We start from the raw sequence: 19,719 nt of genomic DNA on the forward strand, positions 1-19,719 counted from the left end.
GGGTGTAGATCTCGGTGGTCGCCGTATCATGGCCGCGCCCGAGCCGGCCCCGCCGCCGAGCCCGAAGCCGCCCCGACCCCCGTCGAGGCCCCGGCCGAAGCCGCCCCGACGCCCGACGAGGCCCCGGCCCCGGCCGGCGAAGGCGCCTGATCCGTCGGGACGTCGCGCCCCCCGCGCCCGGGAACGCCCCGGCGCGGGGCGGCGCCGCCGACGTCCCGCCCCCGCACGCCGCGACCGGGCCGGCCGCCCGACACCGCATCAAGACATCAGACATTCGACATACGAACGCCAGAGGAGAGATTTCGATGGCCGCGATCACGGCTCAGGCTGTCAACGAGTTCCGCAAGAAGACCGGGCTGGGCCTGATGGAGTGCAAGAAGCTCCTGACCGAAGCCGACGGCGACCTCGCCAAGGCCGAGACCCTGGCCAAGGAGCGCGGGCTCAAGCAGGCCGAGCTCCGCGCCGGCCGCGCCGCCAAGGCCGGCCGCGTCGAGGCGTACATCCACCACGACTCCAAGTCGGGCGTCCTGGTCGAGCTGAACTGCGAGACCGACTTCGTCGCCCGCAACGACGAGTTCAAGCAGCTCGCCAAGGACCTCGCCCTGCACGTCATGGCGTCCAACCCGAAGTACGTCCGCCGCGAGGACGTGCCCGAAGAGGCCGTCGCCGAGCAGAAGCGGATCTTCATGAGCCAGGTCGGCGACAAGCCGGTCAACATCCAGGAGAAGATCGCCACGGGCAAGCTCGACTCGTGGTACGCCGAGTCGGTCCTGATGGACCAGCCGTTCATCCGCGACGACTCGAAGAGCGTCAAGGACGTGATCATCGCCGTCAACGCCCGGACCGGCGAGAACATCTCGGTCGCCCGCTTCGCCCGCTTCATCGTCGGCGAGGAGCGCTGAGCCGCCCCCCTCGACGCGTCGGACGCGAGCCGCCCTCGCGTCCGACGCGGCCCTCACTCCCCGCCCCCGAGGTCGGACGGACCCGCCGCGTCGCATCGCAACGAAGGGACAGGACATGGACTCCAGCGTCTCGACCGGGAAGCCCGCCTTCCGCCGCATCCTCCTGAAGCTCTCGGGCGAAGGCTTCTGCCGCCCCGGCGAGGGGGGCATCAGCGTCGAGGAGGTCAGCCGGATCGCCAGGCAGGTCTCGCGGGTCGCCTCGCTCGGCGTCGAGATCGCCGTGGTCGTCGGCGGCGGCAACATCCTCCGCGGAGCGCAGCTCAGCCGGGGCTCCGACGTCATCAAGGAGGCCACCGCCCACTACATGGGCATGACGGCCACCGTCATCAACGGCCTCGCCCTCCAGGACGCCCTGGAACACCAGGGCTGCGAGACCCGCCTGCTGACGACGATCCGCATGGACGAGATCGCCGAGCCGTTCATCCGCCGCCGCGCCCTCTCGCACCTGGCCAAGGGCCGGATCGTCGTGCTGGCGACCGGCACCGGCAGCCCCTTCGTGACCACCGACACCGCCGCCGCCCTCCGCGGCAAGGAGCTGGGCGTCGAGGTCCTGATGAAGGCCACCCGGGTCGACGGCGTCTACTCGGCCGACCCCGAGAAGAACCCCCACGCCATCCTCTACGAGTCGCTGACCTACGACCAGGTGCTCCGCGACGAGCTGAAGGTCATGGACATGACGGCCATCGGCATGTGCATGGAGAACCGCCTGCCGATCCTCGTCTTCAACTTCAAGAAGGACGGCAACATCGAACGCGCCGTCTGCGGCGAGCCCCTCGGCACCTGGGTCGCCGCCAAGTCCCGCCCCCGCGCCGGCGCCGCCGCCGACGCCTGAGGCGCCCCGGGGCCTTTTCCGGACGCCCGGGCCGCGGTTAAGATGATCCCGCGACCGTCCGGTCCGCCCCGCCCCGCCCCCCCGATCGGATCCGATTCGATCCCAACGCGACCGCCGCCAAGCCAGGGAGTCGTCCCGATGAGCATCGAAGAAATCGTCCTGGAAGCCGAAGATCGGATGGAGAAGAGCGTCACCCTCCTGACCGACCAGCTCCGCGGCATCCGCACCGGCCGGGCCAACGTCGGCCTCGTCGAGTCGGTCCGCGTCGAGTACTACGGCTCCTTCACGCCGCTCAAGCAGCTCGCCAACCTGAGCACGCCCGAGCCCCAGCAGATCCTGATCCGCCCCTTCGACCCGTCCGTCGTCGGCGACATCGTCAAGGCCATCCAGACCAGCGACCTGGGCCTGACCCCCAACTCCGACGGCAAGGCCGTCCGCCTGAACATCCCGCCGCTCTCGGTCGAGAACCGCAAGAAGCTCGTCGGCCGCGTGAAGGACCTGGCCGAGGAGGCCCGCGTCTCCATCCGCAACATCCGCCGCGACGCCAACAAGCAGGCCGACGTGGAGCAGACCGACAAGATCCTCACCGAGGACGACGTCGCCTCGTGCAAGGACGAGATCCAGGGCCTCACCAAGAAGTTCGAGGGCAAGGTCAACGACCTGGCCGAGAGGAAGTCGGGCGAGATCATGGAGTTCTGACCCCCGCCCCCGCGCCTCGCCGCTTCTTCCCGACCGCCCTCTTGACCCACCGCCCCTCGGCCTCTATATTAGGTTTCCCCGGGGCGACTTGCTCCCCAAAACCCCGGGCGATTAGCTCAGTTGGCTAGAGCGCATGCTCGACACGCATGAGGTCACAGGTTCGAATCCTGTATCGCCCACTCCGTAACCTCCGCCTAAGGCTCACTTTCGAGCTTATCTACCGTTGCCAGGTGGTGCGGCCCAATTCGGTAATTACCGAATTGAAGGCTGCCCACCTTGCACGCGAGAACTCTCCGGACCCCTTCCTGCAGGCTTCACAAGCCTAGCGGCCAGGCCGTCGCCACTCTGAACGGCCGAGACATTTATCTCGGGGCCCACGGCTCCGATGACAGCAAGCGGACGTATGATCGGGTCGTCAGCGAATGGTTGACGAACGGCCGTGAGCCTGTGGACGCCGAGCCCATCACGGTGGTGGAATTGCTGGTCCGCTACCTGGCTCATGTCGACGCCCGCTCTTCTTCGGGCGAGCCCGCCAGCATACGGCACGCGCTCAAGCCGGTCCGCGAACTGTACGACATGCTGCCCGCCGCCGACTTCGGCCCCCTGGCGCTCAAGGCGATCCGATCTCGCGTCATCGACTCCGGCAACTGCCGTTCGATGGTCAACCGACGCGTCCGGTCCATCGTCCGCATGTTCAAGTGGGGGGTCTCGGAGCAACTCGTCTCGGCTTCGACCTGGGAAACCTTCGCTCCGTCGAAGGCATCCGCCGGGGGACGGCGGGCGCCCGGGAATCCGCGCCGGTCAAGCCGGTCTCCGACGCCGTCGTCGAAGCGACCCTCCCCCACCTGCCCCGCCAGGTCCGGGCGATGGTCGAAATCCAGCGCCTGACCGGAGCCCGGCCGGGCGAAGTGTGCATGCTGCGCACGGCCGATCTGGCGACGTCAAGCAAGGTTTGCGATTACCGCCCCGTCAGCCACAGGACGGCCCATCACGGCAATACCCGGACAATCTTCATCGGTCCGGCCGCTCAGGTGGCCTTAGCCCCCTGGCTCCGCTCCATCCCGACTGAGAGACTGTTCCAAAAGGTCGGTTGGATTCCCGTATCACGGCCTTCCCCCCTCGCGGGGGAAGGCAGACCCCGCAGGGGTCGGATGAGGGGGACGACCAGCAAGGACGCCGTCGGAATTCGCGATCCGGCCTCTTCTTAAGGGAAGGGCCGCCTGCTCGTCTTCCCCCTCATCCGGCCGTTCCGGCCACCTTCCCCCGCAAGGGGGGAAGGCCGTCGGGAGGCGGGTCCCATCGGCCTTTCGGAACAGTCTCTCAGTACTCGCTGGGCAGCAGGATCGTGGTCGATGACCTGTCGGCCTCCGTGATGATCCAGAACGACGTCCCGTCCTCCTTGTAGGCCGAGAGAATCCGAAACCCCTCCTTCACGGAACGCTCCTTCTCCTCCGCGTCCTCCGGCAGGACTTCGCCCCAGTCGCCAGAGACGTGGCGGGCCAGCAGGCCGCAGATTTGGCCGTGGTTCAGTAGGGCGGCGGCGCCAGGTGTGACGACGACCTAGCCGAGGGGGAATCTGGGTTGTGACATGGGGTGCTCCTGCTCCGGTGGTTAATGAAGGTCAGTCCGCTCAAGCGGCCTGACCTTCTGCCATGCGGCGAGCAGGGAGAGGGAGATTTGCAAGGGGCGGCGGGCCGTCTGCACGGAGCTTTAGCGGAGGAAGATGGCCCGACGACTCGCGTAACCCTTGCAAAGCGGGGGAGGGAACGGACCCGCTTCTGCGATAGTGATCGAAGCCGCTTGCGGCCGAGACCCTTCAGGGGCTCGGTTCACGAGAGCACGGGCCGGAGGCATCGCCCTGGCCCGCAGTTTTTCGGAGGAGCTGGCGTTGACTCGATCACCGAGCCTGATAGATTTTAAAAACCAAATTTGGAATACCAAATCGGCCAGGGGAGACCGGCATGGGACGCCCGCCAGCGAAAGACCTGACGGACCGGGAACTCGAAGTCATGCAGGCCTTCTGGGGCTACGACGACGCCACGGCGGCGGAGGCTCGCGATCGCCTAGCCGGGTCGGGGCTCGACAGGACATACGTGACGATCGCCAACCTCGTGCGGGGGCTGGCCGACAAGGGATTTCTGCGACAGATTAACGATGACAAGCCCTTCCGCTACCGGGCCATCCGGTCGTACGAGGAGATATCCGGACGCATCCTGAGCGACCTGGTCCATCGCGTCTTTCGCGGTTCCCGCGCCCAGTTGCTGAAGCAGCTCGTGGAACAACGCGCCTTGACGGATGAGGAACGCGACATGCTTCGCGAAGTCTTGAAGGAGCGAGGACGATGACGGATCTCGGCTTGATGCTGGCCTGGTCCGCGGTCCAGGCTTCGCTCGTGCTGGCGACGACCGCGGCGATCTACCTTCGTGCTTCCCGACGAAGCCCGGCGTCGGGCGCCTGGGCCGCCTCGCTGGGCCTGGGCCTCGCCTTGGCTGTCGGGCTGCTGTCGATGGCCATGCGGACCCGGGCGTCTTCGCCGACGCCTATCGCCGACGTGAATGTCCCGCCCGCCGTGAACGCGAGCTCGGCCCGCGGCGTCGCCGACCCCGCGCCGCAGGCCTTCTCCGGCGACCGTCGGCCGTTGCTATCCAGCATCCGCGAGGCGTGGAGTCACCTCGATCGGACGGCGGCGGCCCCTGCGGACATCTGCCGTAGCTGGGCCTCCATGCTGGCCGTCGTCGGGCTGGCAGGTATCGCCTGCGGAGTGCTCCGGCTGCTCGCCGGGCTATGGGCCGTCCATCTCGTCAGGGTGCGGAGCCGTCGGGTGGACGACGCCGAGCTGTTGCGTCTCCTCTCGGAGGTACGATCCGAGATGTTATGCAAGAAGCGGGTCGAGTTCCGCGAATCCGCCGAACTGACCGCCCCGGCCACGGCGGGATGGCGCAGCGCCGTGATCCTGCTGCCCGATGACTGGCGGTCGTGGGACGAGGACGCGCGTCGGGCCGTACTGTCGCATGAACTGGCCCATATCCTTCGCGAGGATTACATCACCGGGGTCGTGGCGCGTGCCGCCCAGGCCCTGTACTTCTACAACCCCCTCGTCCACTGGTTGGCCGCCCGCCTCCGGTTGGAGCAGGAGTTGGCCGCCGACGCCCTTGGGGCGAAGTTCTCGGGCGGGAACGATCGGTATTTGCACAGCTTGTCTCGACTGGCTCTTCGACAGGACGGACGTCCCCCATGCTGGCCGGCCAGGGCGTTCCTGCCGGTGAAGGGGACCTTGATCAGGAGGATCGACATGTTGCGTGACGAGAAGAAATCTCCGTGCCGCCCCTGGGCGGGTCTGCATCGGGCGTCGGCGGCCTCGCTTATGCTCTCCGCGGCGATCGTCGCCTCGCTGCTGCACGGGCCGGCCCGTGCGGACGACCGCGACGGCCAGCCCTTCGCGGACGCGGCGCGGCGAGCGGCCGAGCCGTTCGACCTGTCGTACGTCATGGACGAGGATTCGCAGAGCTTCGTCGCGTTCCGCCCCGCGGCCGCCTTTCAGCTCGCCGGCATGGAGCTCTACCGCACCATGCTGAACCTGGCGATCGGCCAGCAGTGGGCGCTCGCGGCGAACCAATTCAAGTTCGACCCGACCAAGCCCGGCCAGACCGCCCCGAAGGTCGAGATGTTCGAGCAGGTCACGGCCGACATACGAATTGCTCGGGTGGACGGCCCGAAGCCGAACGGGCGGATCTTCGTCACCAGGCTCACGTGCAGGACGGCCGAACCGGTGGACTGGAAGGCCGTCTTCCGGCTGTTCGGGGCGGTCGTCTCAGAGGTCCGCGACGGGAACGGATCTTATTTCCGCGTGACGAATTTGCCGACCAAACTCGACGCGTTCTTCTTCTGCCCCGACGAGCGGACCCTGGTGGTTTCCGGAGAGGAGCGTCCCGCCGATTCGGAGAAACGAATGCTCAAGCTCCTCCATCGCGATCGGGCCGCCGCACCGCCCACTTCCGTGTTCGCGCAGGGGAAGGATTGGGACCGGCTGCTCGGCGGCCTCTTGGTGGTCGGCCTCGACAACCGCGGCGGGAAGCTGACGAAGGTCTTCCGGACTGACGACCCGACGGACTTCGATATCGACCCCGTCCCCGCGTTCGAGCACGCCGACCTCTGGGCGATCGGACTCGAGGACGACGAACAGATCCGATTCCGGGCCGTCGGGACGTGCCCGGATGCTGAAGCGAGCGGCTCGACCGTCCGGGCGGTTACGGACATCTTCGACCAGGTAAGACGACAGATCGAGGCGCATGCGCCGTCGAAGACTCCCCTTCGGCCCGAGGTGACGAAAGCGGAGCAGATGACCCGGGAGTTCTTCAGGAATACGCAGGTCACCGGCGAGGGTCGTTCGGTCCTCCTGCAATCCACCGGCGCCGGGTCGCTGGCCGACCTCGCCTGGCTGTTCGCCGCCGGGGTCGTCAACTGAGAGTCTGTTCCATAAGGCTTAAGCGGCCGCCTTGGGCGGCCGCTTGAAGCGGAATTTCTTTCGACCGCGCGGCGGGCTGGCTCGGCGGACCATCCTATGGATCGCGCTGAGCTTCACCATCGCCGCGCTGGTCGTCGCCAGCCTCTCGAGGTCGCGGACCAACCGCCGCAGGCGGAGCATGCAGCCGAACGTCTGCTCCACCGCCCAACGCTTCTTCAGCGGCTTGAACCCGATCGCCCCCTCCGGCTTCGACGAGATCTCCAGCCGCAGGCGGCGTTGTCCCGCCAGCCATTCGTCCAGCTTGTTGTTGCGATACTTCCGGTCGGCCCACACGACCGACAGCCGCGGGAAGCTCGCCGCGGGCAGGCCGGCGAGCAGCCGCGGCGCCGTCGCCCCGTCGTCGGCGTTCGCCGCCGTCACCACCACGATCAGCAGCAGGCCCACCGTGTCCGTGACGACATGCCGCTTCCGGCCCCGCACCATCTTCCCGCCGTCGACCCCGACCTACGCGCCGCCGGAGGCCGTCTTCGCCGACTGGCTGTCGATGCACGCGCCGCTCGGCGTCGGGTCGCGTCCCAGCTTCTTCCGGACCGCGACCCGCAGGGCCGCGACCAGGGAGTCCCAGGTCCCGTCGGACTCGAAGCGGCGGAAGAAGTTGTAGCAGGTCTTCCAGTGCGGGAGGTCGTGCGGCAGGGCCCGCCACGAGCAACCCTCGCGGTCGACGTACAGCAGGGCGTCCATCACCTCGCGCATGTCGTACTTGCGCGGCCGCCCGCCGGGCTTCACACCGGGGGTCAGCGGCGCGATGAGCCGCCATTGCGCATCGGTCAGGTCGCTGGGGTAGGGCTTGCGTTCCATCCCGTCAGGTTACGTCGCCCGAACCCCTTTTGGAACAGACTCTGAATACCAGTTTCAGCCCCGAGCGGCCCAGGGCGAGCGCATGGAGGCCCTCAGGGCGGCTCGTTTGGGGAGATGAGTTACCGGACGCCCGACGGCTCACCGCCCGGCCCCATCCGCGGCCGGTGGGGCCGTGGCCGGCGGGGAGGGTCCAGTCGCGGCGACGCTGCGCGCTCACCACGAGCCAGATGCGGACGGTTCCGGGGGGTCGGTCGCTCGGCGCCGGCGGGACGCGGGCGGCTTCGCCGCGCTAGGCCCGCCGACGACGACGTCACCTGACCCGTGGCGGCCCGGCGGTTCAGTGCGGAGGAGGCGGAACGCGACGGCGGCTCGGGTCTCGAAACGAGCGAGAGATGGAGGATGGAGACCTGCGGCCTTGTCGTCGTCGGCCAAACTTGAGAAGGCCTGCGCCCGGCCGCAAACGCCGATCGGTAGGGGCTCATCCGGGTGAGCTTTAATCGCCCGCCGTGAGATCGAGCGGCATGGTTTGCGAGGGCCGCCCGGCGGACGCCTCGTCTTTCCACTGGACCCACCTCGACCTCATCGCGCGAACCAGGTATCGGCCGACCGGCCGTCCCGCGCGCCACGTGACCGCGCGGAAGGTCTGCCCGGGGAAGCGTTCGACGATCTCCGTGACCGCGATGATCGTCGCGCAGGCCCCGAGTCGACGGCCTTCGAGCGTTTGCAGATCGATCCAATCGGCCGGCCCGTCGCGATCGACGCCGGACTGGGAGTAGAGCCGGCCCGTCGAGATCGGCACGCCTCGCCTCGTTTCAGGGTTGATGGCACCGCCTGGGCGAGCCGCAGCCTCGCACATCGAGCGTTGTATGGCCAGCATACTTTATGTCCGCTAGCGGACAAAACAAATCCTCCGAAATTGGCAAACATAACGACTTCGCCCATACGCATGGACTCTTCTTAACAATCCCGAAGACCCCGGTCGGCCCGCACTCGTGCCGACCTCCGCGACGGCTGATCGGCGAAAATTGTATCCTCCTGGACCTCATGCTTTCCGATCGAGCTGGAATGTGACGCGAGTCCCATGACCTCGGAATAAAGCGAGATTGATCCAGAGCAAGGCTATCGGTTCGAGGAGACGAGCCATCGTCAGCGGGCCGGCGACCACCGGGTCGAAGCCGACGTCGCGGGCCAGGCCGCAGGCGATCGCCTTCGCGGCCTCGTCGTCGCCGGCGATGAGCATGGTCGCGGGCCTGCCGTGGAAGTCGGGGTCGGCCATGTTCTCGAATCCGGTGGTGTTGAACGCCTTCACCACGCGAGCCTCCGGCGCCCAGGTCGCCACCAACTCCGCGCCCGAGGAGGTCCGACCGACGAGCAGGACGGACAGGTCGTCGGCCAGCGGGTTGGTGCAGTCGATGAGCACCTTTCCCGACAGGTCGCCGGCCTCCCGCACCGCCGACTCGGTCGCCGGCCAGGGGGTGGCGAGGACGACCACCTCCGCGCCGGCCGCCGCCTCGGCGACTCCGGCCGCGCGGGCCCGGCCGGCGGTCGTCGCGACGACGGAAGCGACCCTGTTTCCGGCCGGGTCCCGGACTCCGAAGACGATTTCGTGGCCGGCCGCGGCCCAGGCCCTCCCCAGCGTCCCGCCGACCTGACCCGCCCCGATGATCGCGATTTTCATGATCGTGTCCCTGCGCGAACCAGGTCGCCGATTTTCGACTCCGTCATCTCGCCCACGCGCGACCTGACGGCGGACGATCTCGACGACCTTCTCCTCCCGCCGATCCCCGGTCCCTCCGGGACGTCGGGTCTTGTATCATCCCGTTCTGGGAGGGAGAAGGAGTGTCGAGGAAGTGGCCGAGGCACGAAAAGGATACCGCGATGGACGAGTCCGAATGCCCGATCCGGACGACGCTGGATGTGATCGGCGGGAAGTGGAAGCCGCTCATCCTCTTCCAGCTCAAGGCCGGGCCGCGGCGATTCAGCGCCCTGCGGCGGGCCATCCCCGAGGTGACGCCGAAGATGCTCACCGACCATCTGAAAGAGCTGGAGCGGGACGGGATCGTCCGACGGGAAGTTTTCGCCGTCGTGCCGCCCCGCGTCGAATACGCCTTCACCCCGTACGGCGAGGGCCTGAAGCCGATCCTGACCGCGATGGCGGAGTGGGGCGCCGGACATCGAGCGAGAAATCCGGCGTCGTCCTGATTCCCAAGCCTGCGAAGGCCAGTTCCGAGGGAGGATTCCCGTGATGGCGGACGAGCGGCTGATCTCCGACCGGTTCCCCCGCGCCTCGGCCTATAACCCCGAGTGGCTGCTCGCCGGGGTCGGCGGCGCGGCGAACCCCCTATGGATGACCGAGTGGCTGGCCGGGGCGCTCGACCTGCGACCCGGCATGCGCGTGCTGGATCTCGGCTGCGGTCGCGCGATGTCGTCGATTTTCCTGCGCCGCGAGTTCGGCGTGCAGGTCTGGGCCGCCGACCTCTGGTTCAGCGTCTCGGAGAACCTGCAACGGGCCCGCGACGCGGGGGTCGAGGACGGGGTCTTCCCGCTCCACGTCGACGCGCGCTCGCTCCCCTTCGCATCGGAGTTCTTCGACGCGATCGTGTCGATCGACTCGTTCCCCTACTACGGCACCGACGACCAGTACCTCGGTTATCTCGCGCGGTTCGTGAAGCCCGGCGGCCAGCTGGGGATCGTCGGGGCCGGCCTGATCCGAGAGATCGAGGGCGAGGTCCCCGCTCATCTTCGGGGATGGTGGACGCCGGACCTGTGGTGCCTGCACTCGGCGGCCTGGTGGCGACGGCACTGGGAGCGGACCGGCATCGTGGACGTCGCGACGGCCGACGCCCTCCCCGAAGGCTGGCGGCGCTGGCTGGACTGGCTCGGCCTGGTCGCCCCCGAGAACGTGACGGAGGTCCAGGCGATCGAGGCCGACGCCGGCGATTACCTGGGCTACGTCCGCGTGGCGGGACGACGCCGTGCCGAGGCGCAGCCGTCGGAGCCGATCACGTCCGTCCCCACGCAATATGAGAAGAAGCCCCTGCTCCGCGACTCGGAGTGAGTTGGTTTTCCTGAGCGTAACTTTCGAACGCCGAGGAGCCCTCGGGGGCCGTCGCAGGAGACGGGCCCCGAGGGCTCCGGAATCGGGATCGAGCGGCAGCCCGGTCGTGTCAGTTGCCGGCGAAGAACTGGGCGGCGGCCTCGGGGTCGTTGACGACGCGGCCGACCAGCTCGAATTCGAGCTTCTGGTTGAACGGCAGCTTGAGGGCCAGGGGCTTGAGCGGGACCAGGAACTGGGCGCCCTGGAACGGGGACGGGAAGAGTCCCGACGCGATCAGGTTGTTGAGCGGCGGAAGGCCCTGGAGCTTCTTGAGGGCCGGCATGAAGGAGGACTTGATCGCCTTCATGTCGGTCTTCTTGGCCTCGGACTTCGGGACCTCCGGCGTGCTGGGGGCCGCCTCGGCCTCGGGATCGGACGCAGGCGTCGCCGGCTTTCGGCGCGACTGGGGGCTGGCGAGGGGCTCGGACGACTCGTCGGACGCCGGCTCGGCCGGCTGCTCGTCTTCGGGGAGCGTGGGGAGCGCGGCGGGGGTGCCGTCGGCGTGGACGCCCTGCGGCAGCGAGCGGCTGGGCAGCTCGGGGAGGGCCGCCGCGGTGCGCGGGGCCTCGGGCCGCTCGGGCGTCGCGGGGACGGCCGCGGGGGGCTCGTGGCGGGTCGGGACGGCGGCCGGCTGATCATCGTCGTCATCGGCCTCGGCCGAGATCACGGCCAGGTGCTCGCGGACGACGGCCTTGCCCTCGGCGTCGGCCACGGTGTGGGGCCCGAAGCCGACGACCAGGACCTCGCCGTCGGGGATCAGCCATTCGCCGGCGGCCGAGGCGCGACCGACCTCGGGGATCTGGACGCCCCCCTCGCCCGACGCCTTCCAGCCCGCGCGGGCGGTCGAGGCGTCGGTCTTCGCGGCGGCGGTCTTAGAGAGCTTGCAGCTCGGCGTGGTTTTCCCGTCGGCGGTGCGTCCCTCGTCGCACTTGACCTCGCAGGCGTGGACCGCGCCGGCGCCGGCGGTCGAGGCCTGGCAGCAGGCGGAGTCGTGCCGGCACCGGGTCGCGATCGCGGCGGACTTCACGATCGCGACGGACTTGCTGGGGAACCAGTCGGCGGGAATCCTGATGCTGGTCACGGGCTTCGCGGCCTCGTCGGGATTGGCGTCGAGGTCCATCGAGGCGCTCACCGTCACCGACACGCCGTGGTGCAGCTCGGCGGCCTGAAGCGCCTGAAAGGGGCATGGCGCGTCGGCTCGCATCTCGGCCAGAGCCACTTTCGCGTCCGATTCCGGCCGGCGGGCTTGCTTCACGGTCGGCGAGGCGATCGTGTGGACGCTGCGGACGTCGACGTCGTCGATGACGAGCTGGGCGAGCACGCCCTGGTCGATCCGGCGGCCGACGACGGTCGCGACGACGCCCTCGCGGACGCTCTCGGTGACCGGCCGGGGGGCCTTGCCCTTGCCCTTCCAGACGACCTGGGTGACGAACTCCTGGCTCTTGCAGGTCGACAGGTGGACGGGGGCCTGGGCGGGGCCCTTGACCTCGGCCGGGTCGGCGGCGACGGCCTGGGCCTCGGCGGGGAGCCGGTCGAGGAAGTCGTCGGGGGTGGTCCAGACGCTCACCGCGTTGTGCTGGGCGACCGGCTTGAGGCCGGTCCCGCGCCAGGCGAGGCCCTTCACTTCCACCATCCGGAAGCGGTAGGTGATCTGCGGCTTCGTCTCCTCCGGCGGGGCCCCCGGACCCGAAGCGGCCAGGGCCACGGCCAGCCATCCCAGTGCGACGCCCATGTGACGACCTCCGTTTCGTCTTCCTCGATCCTCGAAGCGCATCTCGACCGTCGCCGGTCGGAGCGGGGCGGATCATACGACCGTCGATCGGGTCGGTCAATCGCGGCTGTCGGCCTTTTCGCGCCCGAACTTGAGCGATTCCGGACGCGGCCCCCTGGCGGCGTTTCGCGGCGTCTAGCCAAGACGGCCCCGGGACCGGACAATCGCAGGATCGGGGATTCGGCGCGCGTCGGTCGCGAGGGCCTTCCCGTTCCGGTACACGATGGGACGGCCATGTCGCCGAACACGCTCTCGCGCGGGGAGAACCTGGAGCGCCTCCGGGCCGGGACGACGTGGGACGTCGTCGTCGTGGGCGGCGGGGCGACGGGCCTCGGGGCCGCCGTCGACGCCGCCGCACGGGGCTACAAGACGCTCGTCCTGGAGTCGCTCGACTTCGCCCACGGGACGTCGAGCCGGAGCACCAAGCTGGTCCACGGCGGCGTCCGCTACCTGGCCCAGGGGAACATCCCCCTGGTCCGCGAGGCGCTCCACGAGCGCGGCCTGCTGACCCGGAACGCTCCCCACCTCGTCCACCCCCGCGACTTCATCGTCCCGGCGTACCGCTACTGGCAGATCCCGTTCTACGGCGTCGGGCTCTGGCTGTACGACCGCCTGGCCGGCCGCCTCAGCTTGGGCCGCTCGCGCTGGCTCTCGCGGAAGGACGTGCTGAAACGGACGCCGACGATCCGCGGCGAGGGGCTCCGCGGGGGCATCCTCTACATCGACGGCCAGTTCGACGACGCCCGCCTGGCCGTCGCGCTGGCCCGGACGGCGGTCGGCCTGGGGGCCTCGGCGCTCAATCACGTCGCCGTGATCGGGCTCGTCAAGGAGCTGGGCCGGATCGTCGGCGTGCGGGCGCGCGACGCCGAGACGGGCGAGGAGTTCGCGATCCGCGCGAAAGCGGTCGTCAACGCCACCGGGGTTTACGCCGACGCCGTACGGCGGCTCGACCAGCCCGACGCCTCGGCGCTCCTCGCTCCGAGCCAGGGCGCGCACATCGTCCTGGACCGGTCGTTCCTGCCCGGCGACACGGCGATCATGATCCCCAAGACCGACGACGGCCGGGTTCTCTTCGCGATCCCCTGGCACCACCGCACGCTCATCGGCACGACCGACGTCCCGCTCTCGCAGACGCCCCGCGAGCCCGGGCCGCTGGCCGAGGAGCTGGCCTTCCTGCTGGAGCACGCCGGCCGCCACCTGACCCGCACGCCGACCGCCGCCGACGTCAAGAGCCAGTTCGCCGGCCTCCGGCCCCTGATCAACTCCGAGGTCGGCCGCGGCGGCCAGACCAAGAAGCTCTCGCGCGAGCACGCCGTCGTCGTCTCCGACTCGGGGCTGATCACCGTCACCGGCGGCAAGTGGACGACCTACCGCGTCATGGCCTGCGACGCCGTCGACCACGCGGCCGAGGTCGGCGCGCTGGCTCGCAAGCCGTGCGCGACCGAGAATTTGCACCTCCACGGCTGGACCGACCACCTCGCCGATCGCGAGGAGACGCTGGCGATCTACGGCTCGGAACTGGCCGACCTGAAGGAGCTGATCGCCCGGTCGCCCGAAGCAGGGCGGAAGCTGCACGCGGCCCTGCCCTACGTCGAGGTCGAGGTGATCTGGGGCGTCCGCCACGAGGCGGCCCGCACGATCGAGGACGTCCTGGCCCGCCGCACCCGGGCCCTCTTCCTGGACGCCCGCGCCTGCATCGAGGTCGCGCCCCGCGTCGCCGAGATCATGGCCGCCGAACTCGGCGAGGACCAGGCCTGGCAGGACCGGCAGGTCGCCGATTTCCGCGCATTGGCCGCGACCTATCTCCCGCCGGCCGGCGATGCGATCCCGACGCGCCCGACCCGCGGGCATCCGTCGTGACCCGACTAGAGGCGGCGTGTGCGGGGCTCGTCGTCGGAATCACCCTCGGACTTGTGTCGCTCGACTGTGGAGGGCGGCCGTCCGGCGACCTCGACCTGCCCCGCCCGACGCCCGGCCTCGAACTCAGGTCCGAGGATTTCGCCCGCGCCCGGGCCGGATTCTCGACCCGACTGGTCCGTCGCGGGCCGTCGCCCTCGACGGGCGAGCCGCTCGCGACCCCGGCCGACGCCGAGGCGGTCGAGTATCGCTCGGGCGGCCTGCGGTTGCGGGCCTACCGCAGCCGGCCCGCGCCCGACGGCGTGAGGAGGGCGGCCGTCCTCTTCCTCCACGGCGGGTTCGCCTTCGGCGAGGGGCACTGGGAGATGAGCCGCCCCTTCCGCGACGCCGGCTACGTCGTGATGACGCCCGTCCTGCGCGGCGAGAACGGCCAACCGGGGGACTTCTCCCTTTTCTACGACGAGGTCGACGACGTGCTCGCCGCGGCCGAGGCATTGGCCGCGGCGCCGGATGTGGATCCGGAAAACCTGTTCGTGGCCGGCCACAGCGTCGGGGGAACTCTGGCGATGATGGCCGCGTCGGCCTCCCCGCGGTTCCGCGCCGCAGCCTCCATGTCGGGCTCCCCGGACCTGATCGCCTACCTCCAGGTCAGCCGCACGCCCGCGCCGTTCGAAGCCTCCTCGGAGGCCGAGGTCCGGCTCCGTTCTCCCGTCGCCTACGCGGCCAGCTTCAAGTGCCCCGTCCGACTGTATTGCGGCGAGGACGAATTCTGGGTGCAAGGCGGCACCCGCCGGACGGCGATGCTGGCCGAGAGGGCTGGGATCGATGCAGCGGCCGTCGAGGTGCCGGGCGACCACTCCTCCTCGGTGCCGGAGGCGATCCGGGAGATCCTCGCTTTCTTCCGCAAGGTGAGACGCGCGTCCTCGGAGTGAGCCCTCCCGGCTCAACGACCCTTCACCTGCGTGCTCAGCGCCAGAAGCAGTCCATCGGGTCCATGACGATGTATTCCAACGCGTCGTCGAGGCCCAGGATGACGTCGCCGAAGTCGCCGATCGTCCGCCAGCGCTCGCTGAAGACGCTCCAGTAGAGGACGGCGAAGCGGCCGTCGGCCCGGGGCCGGAGTCGGGCGATCGGCTCGCCGCAGTCCTCCAGGAAAAGGGTGTAGCCGTGGCGGTCCTTGCGGACGCCCACGCCCCCGCCGCGCTTGTCGTTGAACGCCGCGATCCGACTCTCGACGAAATCGAGGATCACCGGTTTTTCTTCCGCCACGGCCACCCCGGCCCCGCCGGCCTTGCCGCCGCCCCGGGACTTCGGCCCGCCCGTCTTGCTGGTCTTCATGATTCGAGATCCGGTGCGATCCGGCCCCCCGCGACTTCGAGTCGAGATGAACCCCGCGTCCTGCTCCGGCTTCGTGTTCTTCAAATCATCACGATCGCTACGGCCGGCACGCAAGGAAATTCCGACGACGGTACATGACATTTGTTCAGATTATTCGCCGCCCGGGCGTTTCCGGAAAGCCCCCCCGCGACGGGATGGGACGAACTGGCCTTGCCACCGGGCTCCTCGGGTCCGACCCTAGGAGATATTCCGGAAGCCGCTCCCGCCCGTGGGGGCTTGCGAGCCGAGTTCCAGAACCCGTTTCAGGAGTCGCCGCCCCGGTCCGATCGGGGCGCTGAGCACGACCATGGCCGATCAGACTCTGCTGACCTTGTGGGACGACGTCCGCGCCAAGACCCTCGACGTCCTGAAGGGTCTCGACGACGTACACGCAAGATGGGCGCCCCCGAACCTGCAAAATTCGTGCTTGTGGCACGCCGGCCATGCGTTCGTCGTGGCCGAGTTCCTGGCTTCGCGGGCGCTGGGCCTCACGGCGCAGATGCCGGCGGGCTGGCAGAAGATGTTCAGCTGGGAGAGCAACCCGGCGCACACGCGGCCCGAAGAATGGCCGACGCTGGCCGTCGTCGTGACCGCCCTTTCGGAGCAGCACCGCCGCCTGCGCGAAGTCTACGCCGCCCTCTCGCCCGACCAGCTGGACACGGCCGACCCAGGCAAGACCGAGCGCTCGGCGCGCCGCACGATCCTCGTCGCCATGCAGGACGAGGCCCGGCACACCGGCGAGATCCAGCTGTTGAGGAAGCTCATGACCAAGACGTTCGTCGTCGCCGGGACGTCGATCGCCTGAGGTCAGCGCCGGGGGGGGGCGGAGGCGACGCGGCCTTCGCGAGGACGGTCGAGGCGACTCTCCAGCACCGGGGCGAGCGCCTCGGCCGCCAGGCGGTGGCCCTCTTCCGACCAGTGCGTGTCGTCGGGCAGGTAGACGAGCCCGCCCGCCTCGGCCGCCGCGCGGAACGGCGGCGTGAGGTCGACGAAGCCCACGTCCGGTCCGAGCCCGGCGACCACGCGCCCGACGTCGTCGGGGAGGTCGTCGCTAGGCCAGGCCGTACAGGGCGAGTCGGGCGCGAACCGGCAGAGGTCGCGATAGACGCGGAACTTGGCGGGCACGAAGGCGACGACGAGGTCGACGCCGTGCTCGCGACACAGGGCCCGGGCGTCGGCCAGGATCGCCCGGATCCGCTCCAGCTCGGGAGAGGTCCCCCGGGGGAACTCCGGCCCCCCCGCGCCGTGCTGGATGCCCGTGCCGAAGACCATCGGCACTTCCCGGCCGTCGCGGTCCGTGAACAGGCCCGTGTACGCCGCGGCCGGCCGCGTGGCATCGGGTCGGAGCCAGTTCCGGATCGCGAAGCCCAGGCCGTTGCGCACGAAGCTCCGGCCGTAGACGCCGTCGGACCGTCGCTCGTCGAGGATGTAGCGGAGGTTCTTCCGGTTGGCGTCGAACTCGTGCAGGTCCTGCAGGTCGTTGCCCTCGTAGAAGGCCCAGACGCAGGCGGACGGTTTGAGGGCGACCCCGTAACGGCGGAGGACGTTCGCCTCCTGCTGCGGGCCGTAGCCCGTCCGGCCCAGGTTCACGACGCTGCGCCCCAGCATCTCGGCGAGTTGCGAGGTCACGAGCGCGTCGGCCTCGACGTGCAGGCCTTCGATGAACGAGTCGCCGATCACGACGACGTCGGCCCGGGCCGCGTCGGTCGGGTTGCGGAAGCCGTGGGCGTCGGTGACCAGCTCGCAGTTGTAGCGTCGCCAGGGCTTCGCGCCGCGGAGGCCGTACAGCTCGGCCCCGTCGTAGCGGAATCGGGTCTTCTGGTGGGGCCGCCGGACGTAGATCAGGTCGGGATCGGGCCCGTTGCCCGCGCGCTGCCAGGGGGGCGTCGGCGCGGTGAAGACGACGCGGTAATCGACCAGCCGGAGCATTGCCGGGACCTCCATCGCCCCCAGCGCCAGCCCGAGCGCGCCGGTGCAGAGCGCGAACCGCCCGAGCGTCCCCGCGGGCCCGTGCGGCGAGAAGACGAAATAAGGCCCCCAGGCCGCCAGGTAGGCCAACCCGAGGAGCCCTACGAGGTGCTCGGGGTTCGTGTCGAACGCGGTCCCGCCGATCCGCAGGGCCAGGCCGAGCACGCCCAGCCAGCTCGCATAGACCAGCACCCGAACCGCTCGCCTGCGTCGATCCATCGCGCGCCAGCCCCCGACGTCCGTGCAGCCTTCCCCGACGAACGCCCGGATTAGGGACCGGCCGTTGTTTTTTGTCAACGCGAGCCGGCTAGGTGCACAAAGTGAAGAACTGGCGAAGTGCAGCCTTGGGGGACGCGCCGGCGTGTGATAATTTCACATTGTGATCCACGATTCGAGCCATTCCATCGAATCCTTCTCGTCCTCGGACCTCCCGGCTCCCGTCGACGAGTCATGCAGACACCGCCAGGAGCCGGCCCCATGCTCTCTCGCGCGCCGGGTCGTGGCGCAAGGATTCATGGCGGCCGGCCTGGTGGCTTCCTGCATCGCGGCCCGCGCGGACCTGCCCTATGACCGCGAGCCCATCAATTACCTGACGGCCGAGGCCCACGACCCCGTCGCCGGGCTCAAGCGTCTCGTCGAGTCGAAGCAGGTCGTCCTTGAGAAGGAAGGCCCGCAGGGATACCTCCGCGCGGTGCTCAGGGCGCTCGACGTCCCGGTCTCGTCGCAGGTCCTGGTCTTCTCCAAGACGAGCTTCCAGGTCACGAAGATCTCGCCCCGATCGCCCCGGGCGTTGTACTTCAACGACGAGGTGTACGTCGGGTTCGTGCAGGGGAGCGACACGCTGGAGTTCTCGGCCGTCGATCCCGAGCTGGGCGGGGTCTTCTACCTGATCGAACAGAAGGCCGACGGCCCGCCCGAGATCGAGCGGCGCACGCACGACTGCCTCCAGTGCCACGTCTCGGGCAAGACGCAGGACGTCCCGGGCCACATGGTGCGGTCGATCCAGACCGATCCCACCGGACGCCCCGTCTTCAGCTCGGGGAGCTTCACCAGCACCCACGAGAGCCCGCTCAAGGAGCGCTGGGGGGGCTGGTACGTCACCGGCAAGGCGGGCGGCCAGGCCCACATGGGGAACGTCCTGACCCCGCCGCGCGAGAAACTTGAGCCGCTGGAAGTCCAGTCTGCGGGCGACGTGCTCGACCTCGCGGGGCGGCTCAGCCTCAAGCCCTACCTCTCGCCCCACAGCGACATCGTCGCGCTCCTCGTCCTGGAGCATCAGGTCAAGATGCAGAACCTGATCACCGTCGCCAACTATCAGGCGAAGCTGGCGATCCAGTACGCCAGGGAGATCAGCAAGGCGTTCGGCGAGCTGGAAGGGACGATCTCCGAGAGCACCGCCAGGCGCTACGAGGGCCCGGCCGAGCAGCTCGTGAAGTACATGCTGTTCGTGGACGAGGCCCCGCTGGCCGGTCGCGTCGAGGGCTCGTCCGCGTTCGCCGCCGAGTTCGCCGCCCGCGGCCCGCGCGACCCCCAGGGGCGTTCGCTGCGCGACTTCGACCTGACGACCCGGCTGTTCAAGTATCCCTGCAGCTACCTGATCTACTCGAAGGCGTTCGACGCCCTCCCCGCCCCGGTCAAGGAGCGGACCTACCGCCGGCTCTGGGACGTCCTGACGGGCAAGGACCCGTCGCCGGCCTTCGCCCGCCGCACCCCCGAGGAGCGCCGGGCGATCCTCGAGATCCTGCTCGCCACCAAGCCCGGCCTGCCGGACTACTGGCGCGCCTCGCCCTGACGCGACCCCGCGCAGGCGTCGCGACGATTGCCCGGGCCGCT

Annotated in this window: 19 protein-coding genes and 1 tRNA gene; 13 read left to right on the plus strand and 7 right to left on the minus strand. The window is 69.5% G+C overall.

The genetic code is table 11. The features are described 5' to 3' along the window. The first annotated feature begins 305 nt into the window (after window positions 1-305). The 7 genes from PZE19_RS09435 (at window position 306) to PZE19_RS09465 (ending at window position 6,958) form a co-directional block, all read left to right on the plus strand. Window positions 306-902 carry a translation elongation factor Ts gene (locus PZE19_RS09435; protein ID WP_277860357.1) on the plus strand — a complete coding sequence of 199 codons (597 nt, stop codon included), beginning with the start codon at window positions 306-308 and terminating at the stop codon, window positions 900-902. Between the two features lie 115 nt (window positions 903-1,017). Beyond that, complete coding sequence (gene pyrH, locus PZE19_RS09440; RefSeq protein WP_277860358.1) at window positions 1,018-1,794, plus strand: UMP kinase; 777 nt, start codon at window positions 1,018-1,020, stop codon at window positions 1,792-1,794. Window positions 1,795-1,932: 138 nt separating this feature from the next. Further along, window positions 1,933-2,493, plus strand: coding sequence for a ribosome recycling factor (frr, locus tag PZE19_RS09445; protein WP_277860359.1), 561 nt, complete (start codon window positions 1,933-1,935; stop codon window positions 2,491-2,493). 105 nt (window positions 2,494-2,598) lie between these two features. Then, window positions 2,599-2,672: transfer RNA gene (locus tag PZE19_RS09450), tRNA-Val, on the plus strand. Between the two features lie 97 nt (window positions 2,673-2,769). After that, a complete protein-coding gene (locus tag PZE19_RS09455) occupies window positions 2,770-3,381 on the plus strand; it encodes a hypothetical protein (RefSeq protein ID WP_277860360.1) in 612 nt (203 codons plus the stop codon). Between the two features lie 1,073 nt (window positions 3,382-4,454). Further along, window positions 4,455-4,838 (plus strand): BlaI/MecI/CopY family transcriptional regulator, encoded by a 384-nt coding sequence (locus PZE19_RS09460; RefSeq protein ID WP_277860361.1) that lies wholly within the window; start codon window positions 4,455-4,457, stop codon window positions 4,836-4,838. After that, window positions 4,835-6,958 carry a M56 family metallopeptidase gene (locus PZE19_RS09465; protein WP_277860362.1) on the plus strand — a complete coding sequence of 708 codons (2,124 nt, stop codon included), beginning with the start codon at window positions 4,835-4,837 and terminating at the stop codon, window positions 6,956-6,958. Before PZE19_RS09460 ends, PZE19_RS09465 begins: the two co-directional genes overlap by 4 nt. Window positions 6,959-6,976: 18 nt before the next feature. Here the strand turns inward: PZE19_RS09465 and PZE19_RS09470 are convergent, their stop codons facing one another. The 4 genes from PZE19_RS09470 to PZE19_RS09485 form a co-directional block, all read right to left on the minus strand. Beyond that, window positions 6,977-7,441 (minus strand): transposase, encoded by a 465-nt coding sequence (locus PZE19_RS09470; RefSeq protein ID WP_277860363.1) that lies wholly within the window; start codon window positions 7,439-7,441, stop codon window positions 6,977-6,979. Between the two features lie 21 nt (window positions 7,442-7,462). Next, a complete protein-coding gene (locus PZE19_RS09475) occupies window positions 7,463-7,816 on the minus strand; it encodes a transposase (RefSeq protein ID WP_277860364.1) in 354 nt (117 codons plus the stop codon). A gap of 493 nt (window positions 7,817-8,309) precedes the next feature. Next, window positions 8,310-8,615 (minus strand): hypothetical protein, encoded by a 306-nt coding sequence (locus PZE19_RS09480; protein ID WP_277860365.1) that lies wholly within the window; start codon window positions 8,613-8,615, stop codon window positions 8,310-8,312. Between the two features lie 243 nt (window positions 8,616-8,858). Next, entirely contained in the window at window positions 8,859-9,494 is a 636-nt protein-coding gene (locus PZE19_RS09485) for an NADPH-dependent F420 reductase (RefSeq protein ID WP_438269970.1), read from the minus strand. 200 nt (window positions 9,495-9,694) lie between these two features. On the opposite strand from PZE19_RS09485, the gene PZE19_RS09490 reads away from it, so the two are divergent. Further along, on the plus strand, window positions 9,695-10,018 hold the full coding sequence (locus tag PZE19_RS09490; protein WP_277860366.1) for a winged helix-turn-helix transcriptional regulator: 324 nt from the start codon (window positions 9,695-9,697) through the stop codon (window positions 10,016-10,018). A 43-nt stretch (window positions 10,019-10,061) separates the two neighbouring features. Continuing rightward, on the plus strand, window positions 10,062-10,874 hold the full coding sequence (locus PZE19_RS09495) for an SAM-dependent methyltransferase (RefSeq protein ID WP_277860367.1): 813 nt from the start codon (window positions 10,062-10,064) through the stop codon (window positions 10,872-10,874). A gap of 109 nt (window positions 10,875-10,983) precedes the next feature. On the opposite strand, the gene PZE19_RS09500 is transcribed toward PZE19_RS09495, so the two are convergent. Beyond that, window positions 10,984-12,645: a flagellar biosynthesis protein FlhF gene (locus PZE19_RS09500; RefSeq protein WP_277860368.1), complete on the minus strand. Its 1,662-nt coding sequence runs from the start codon at window positions 12,643-12,645 to the stop codon at window positions 10,984-10,986. A 273-nt stretch (window positions 12,646-12,918) separates the two neighbouring features. Here PZE19_RS09500 and PZE19_RS09505 point away from each other — a divergent pair, with 273 nt between their 5' ends. Continuing rightward, on the plus strand, window positions 12,919-14,544 hold the full coding sequence (locus PZE19_RS09505; protein WP_277860369.1) for a glycerol-3-phosphate dehydrogenase/oxidase: 1,626 nt from the start codon (window positions 12,919-12,921) through the stop codon (window positions 14,542-14,544). Continuing rightward, window positions 14,541-15,473, plus strand: a complete 933-nt coding sequence (locus tag PZE19_RS09510) for an alpha/beta hydrolase family protein (protein ID WP_277860370.1) — start codon at window positions 14,541-14,543, stop codon at window positions 15,471-15,473. The genes PZE19_RS09505 and PZE19_RS09510 overlap by 4 nt, the downstream gene beginning before the upstream one ends. A gap of 34 nt (window positions 15,474-15,507) precedes the next feature. Here PZE19_RS09510 and PZE19_RS09515 read toward each other — a convergent pair whose 3' ends face one another. Continuing rightward, the gene (locus PZE19_RS09515) at window positions 15,508-15,879 is read right to left on the minus strand and encodes a DUF3024 domain-containing protein (RefSeq protein WP_277860371.1); all 372 of its coding nucleotides are present in this window, start codon (window positions 15,877-15,879) and stop codon (window positions 15,508-15,510) included. Between the two features lie 346 nt (window positions 15,880-16,225). Here PZE19_RS09515 and PZE19_RS09520 point away from each other — a divergent pair, with 346 nt between their 5' ends. Further along, window positions 16,226-16,723, plus strand: coding sequence for a DinB family protein (locus PZE19_RS09520; protein ID WP_277860372.1), 498 nt, complete (start codon window positions 16,226-16,228; stop codon window positions 16,721-16,723). Between the two features lie 2 nt (window positions 16,724-16,725). On the opposite strand, the gene PZE19_RS09525 is transcribed toward PZE19_RS09520, so the two are convergent. After that, on the minus strand, window positions 16,726-18,105 hold the full coding sequence (locus tag PZE19_RS09525) for an SGNH/GDSL hydrolase family protein (protein WP_277860373.1): 1,380 nt from the start codon (window positions 18,103-18,105) through the stop codon (window positions 16,726-16,728). A gap of 280 nt (window positions 18,106-18,385) precedes the next feature. Between PZE19_RS09525 and PZE19_RS09530 the strand changes: the two genes are divergently transcribed. Further along, window positions 18,386-19,678 (plus strand): hypothetical protein, encoded by a 1,293-nt coding sequence (locus PZE19_RS09530; RefSeq protein ID WP_277860374.1) that lies wholly within the window; start codon window positions 18,386-18,388, stop codon window positions 19,676-19,678. The last annotated feature ends 41 nt before the right edge of the window (window positions 19,679-19,719 follow it).

Origin of the sequence: Paludisphaera mucosa, from assembly GCF_029589435.1 — a bacterium.
In the GTDB taxonomy this organism is placed as follows: domain Bacteria; phylum Planctomycetota; class Planctomycetia; order Isosphaerales; family Isosphaeraceae; genus Paludisphaera; species Paludisphaera mucosa.

Coding starts and splice junctions, on each gene's coding strand:
- PZE19_RS09485 (WP_438269970.1), bottom strand. CDS start 9,494: ATGAAAATCGCGATCATCGGGGCGGGTCAGGTCGGCGGGACGCTGGGG.
- PZE19_RS09505 (WP_277860369.1), top strand. CDS start 12,919: ATGTCGCCGAACACGCTCTCGCGCGGGGAGAACCTGGAGCGCCTCCGG.
- PZE19_RS09495 (WP_277860367.1), top strand. CDS start 10,062: ATGGCGGACGAGCGGCTGATCTCCGACCGGTTCCCCCGCGCCTCGGCC.
- PZE19_RS09435 (WP_277860357.1), top strand. CDS start 306: ATGGCCGCGATCACGGCTCAGGCTGTCAACGAGTTCCGCAAGAAGACC.
- PZE19_RS09525 (WP_277860373.1), bottom strand. CDS start 18,105: ATGGATCGACGCAGGCGAGCGGTTCGGGTGCTGGTCTATGCGAGCTGG.
- PZE19_RS09475 (WP_277860364.1), bottom strand. CDS start 7,816: ATGGAACGCAAGCCCTACCCCAGCGACCTGACCGATGCGCAATGGCGG.
- PZE19_RS09470 (WP_277860363.1), bottom strand. CDS start 7,441: ATGGTGCGGGGCCGGAAGCGGCATGTCGTCACGGACACGGTGGGCCTG.
- PZE19_RS09490 (WP_277860366.1), top strand. CDS start 9,695: ATGGACGAGTCCGAATGCCCGATCCGGACGACGCTGGATGTGATCGGC.
- PZE19_RS09520 (WP_277860372.1), top strand. CDS start 16,226: ATGGCCGATCAGACTCTGCTGACCTTGTGGGACGACGTCCGCGCCAAG.
- frr (WP_277860359.1), top strand. CDS start 1,933: ATGAGCATCGAAGAAATCGTCCTGGAAGCCGAAGATCGGATGGAGAAG.
- PZE19_RS09465 (WP_277860362.1), top strand. CDS start 4,835: ATGACGGATCTCGGCTTGATGCTGGCCTGGTCCGCGGTCCAGGCTTCG.
- PZE19_RS09460 (WP_277860361.1), top strand. CDS start 4,455: ATGGGACGCCCGCCAGCGAAAGACCTGACGGACCGGGAACTCGAAGTC.
- PZE19_RS09500 (WP_277860368.1), bottom strand. CDS start 12,645: ATGGGCGTCGCACTGGGATGGCTGGCCGTGGCCCTGGCCGCTTCGGGT.
- PZE19_RS09515 (WP_277860371.1), bottom strand. CDS start 15,879: ATGAAGACCAGCAAGACGGGCGGGCCGAAGTCCCGGGGCGGCGGCAAG.
- pyrH (WP_277860358.1), top strand. CDS start 1,018: ATGGACTCCAGCGTCTCGACCGGGAAGCCCGCCTTCCGCCGCATCCTC.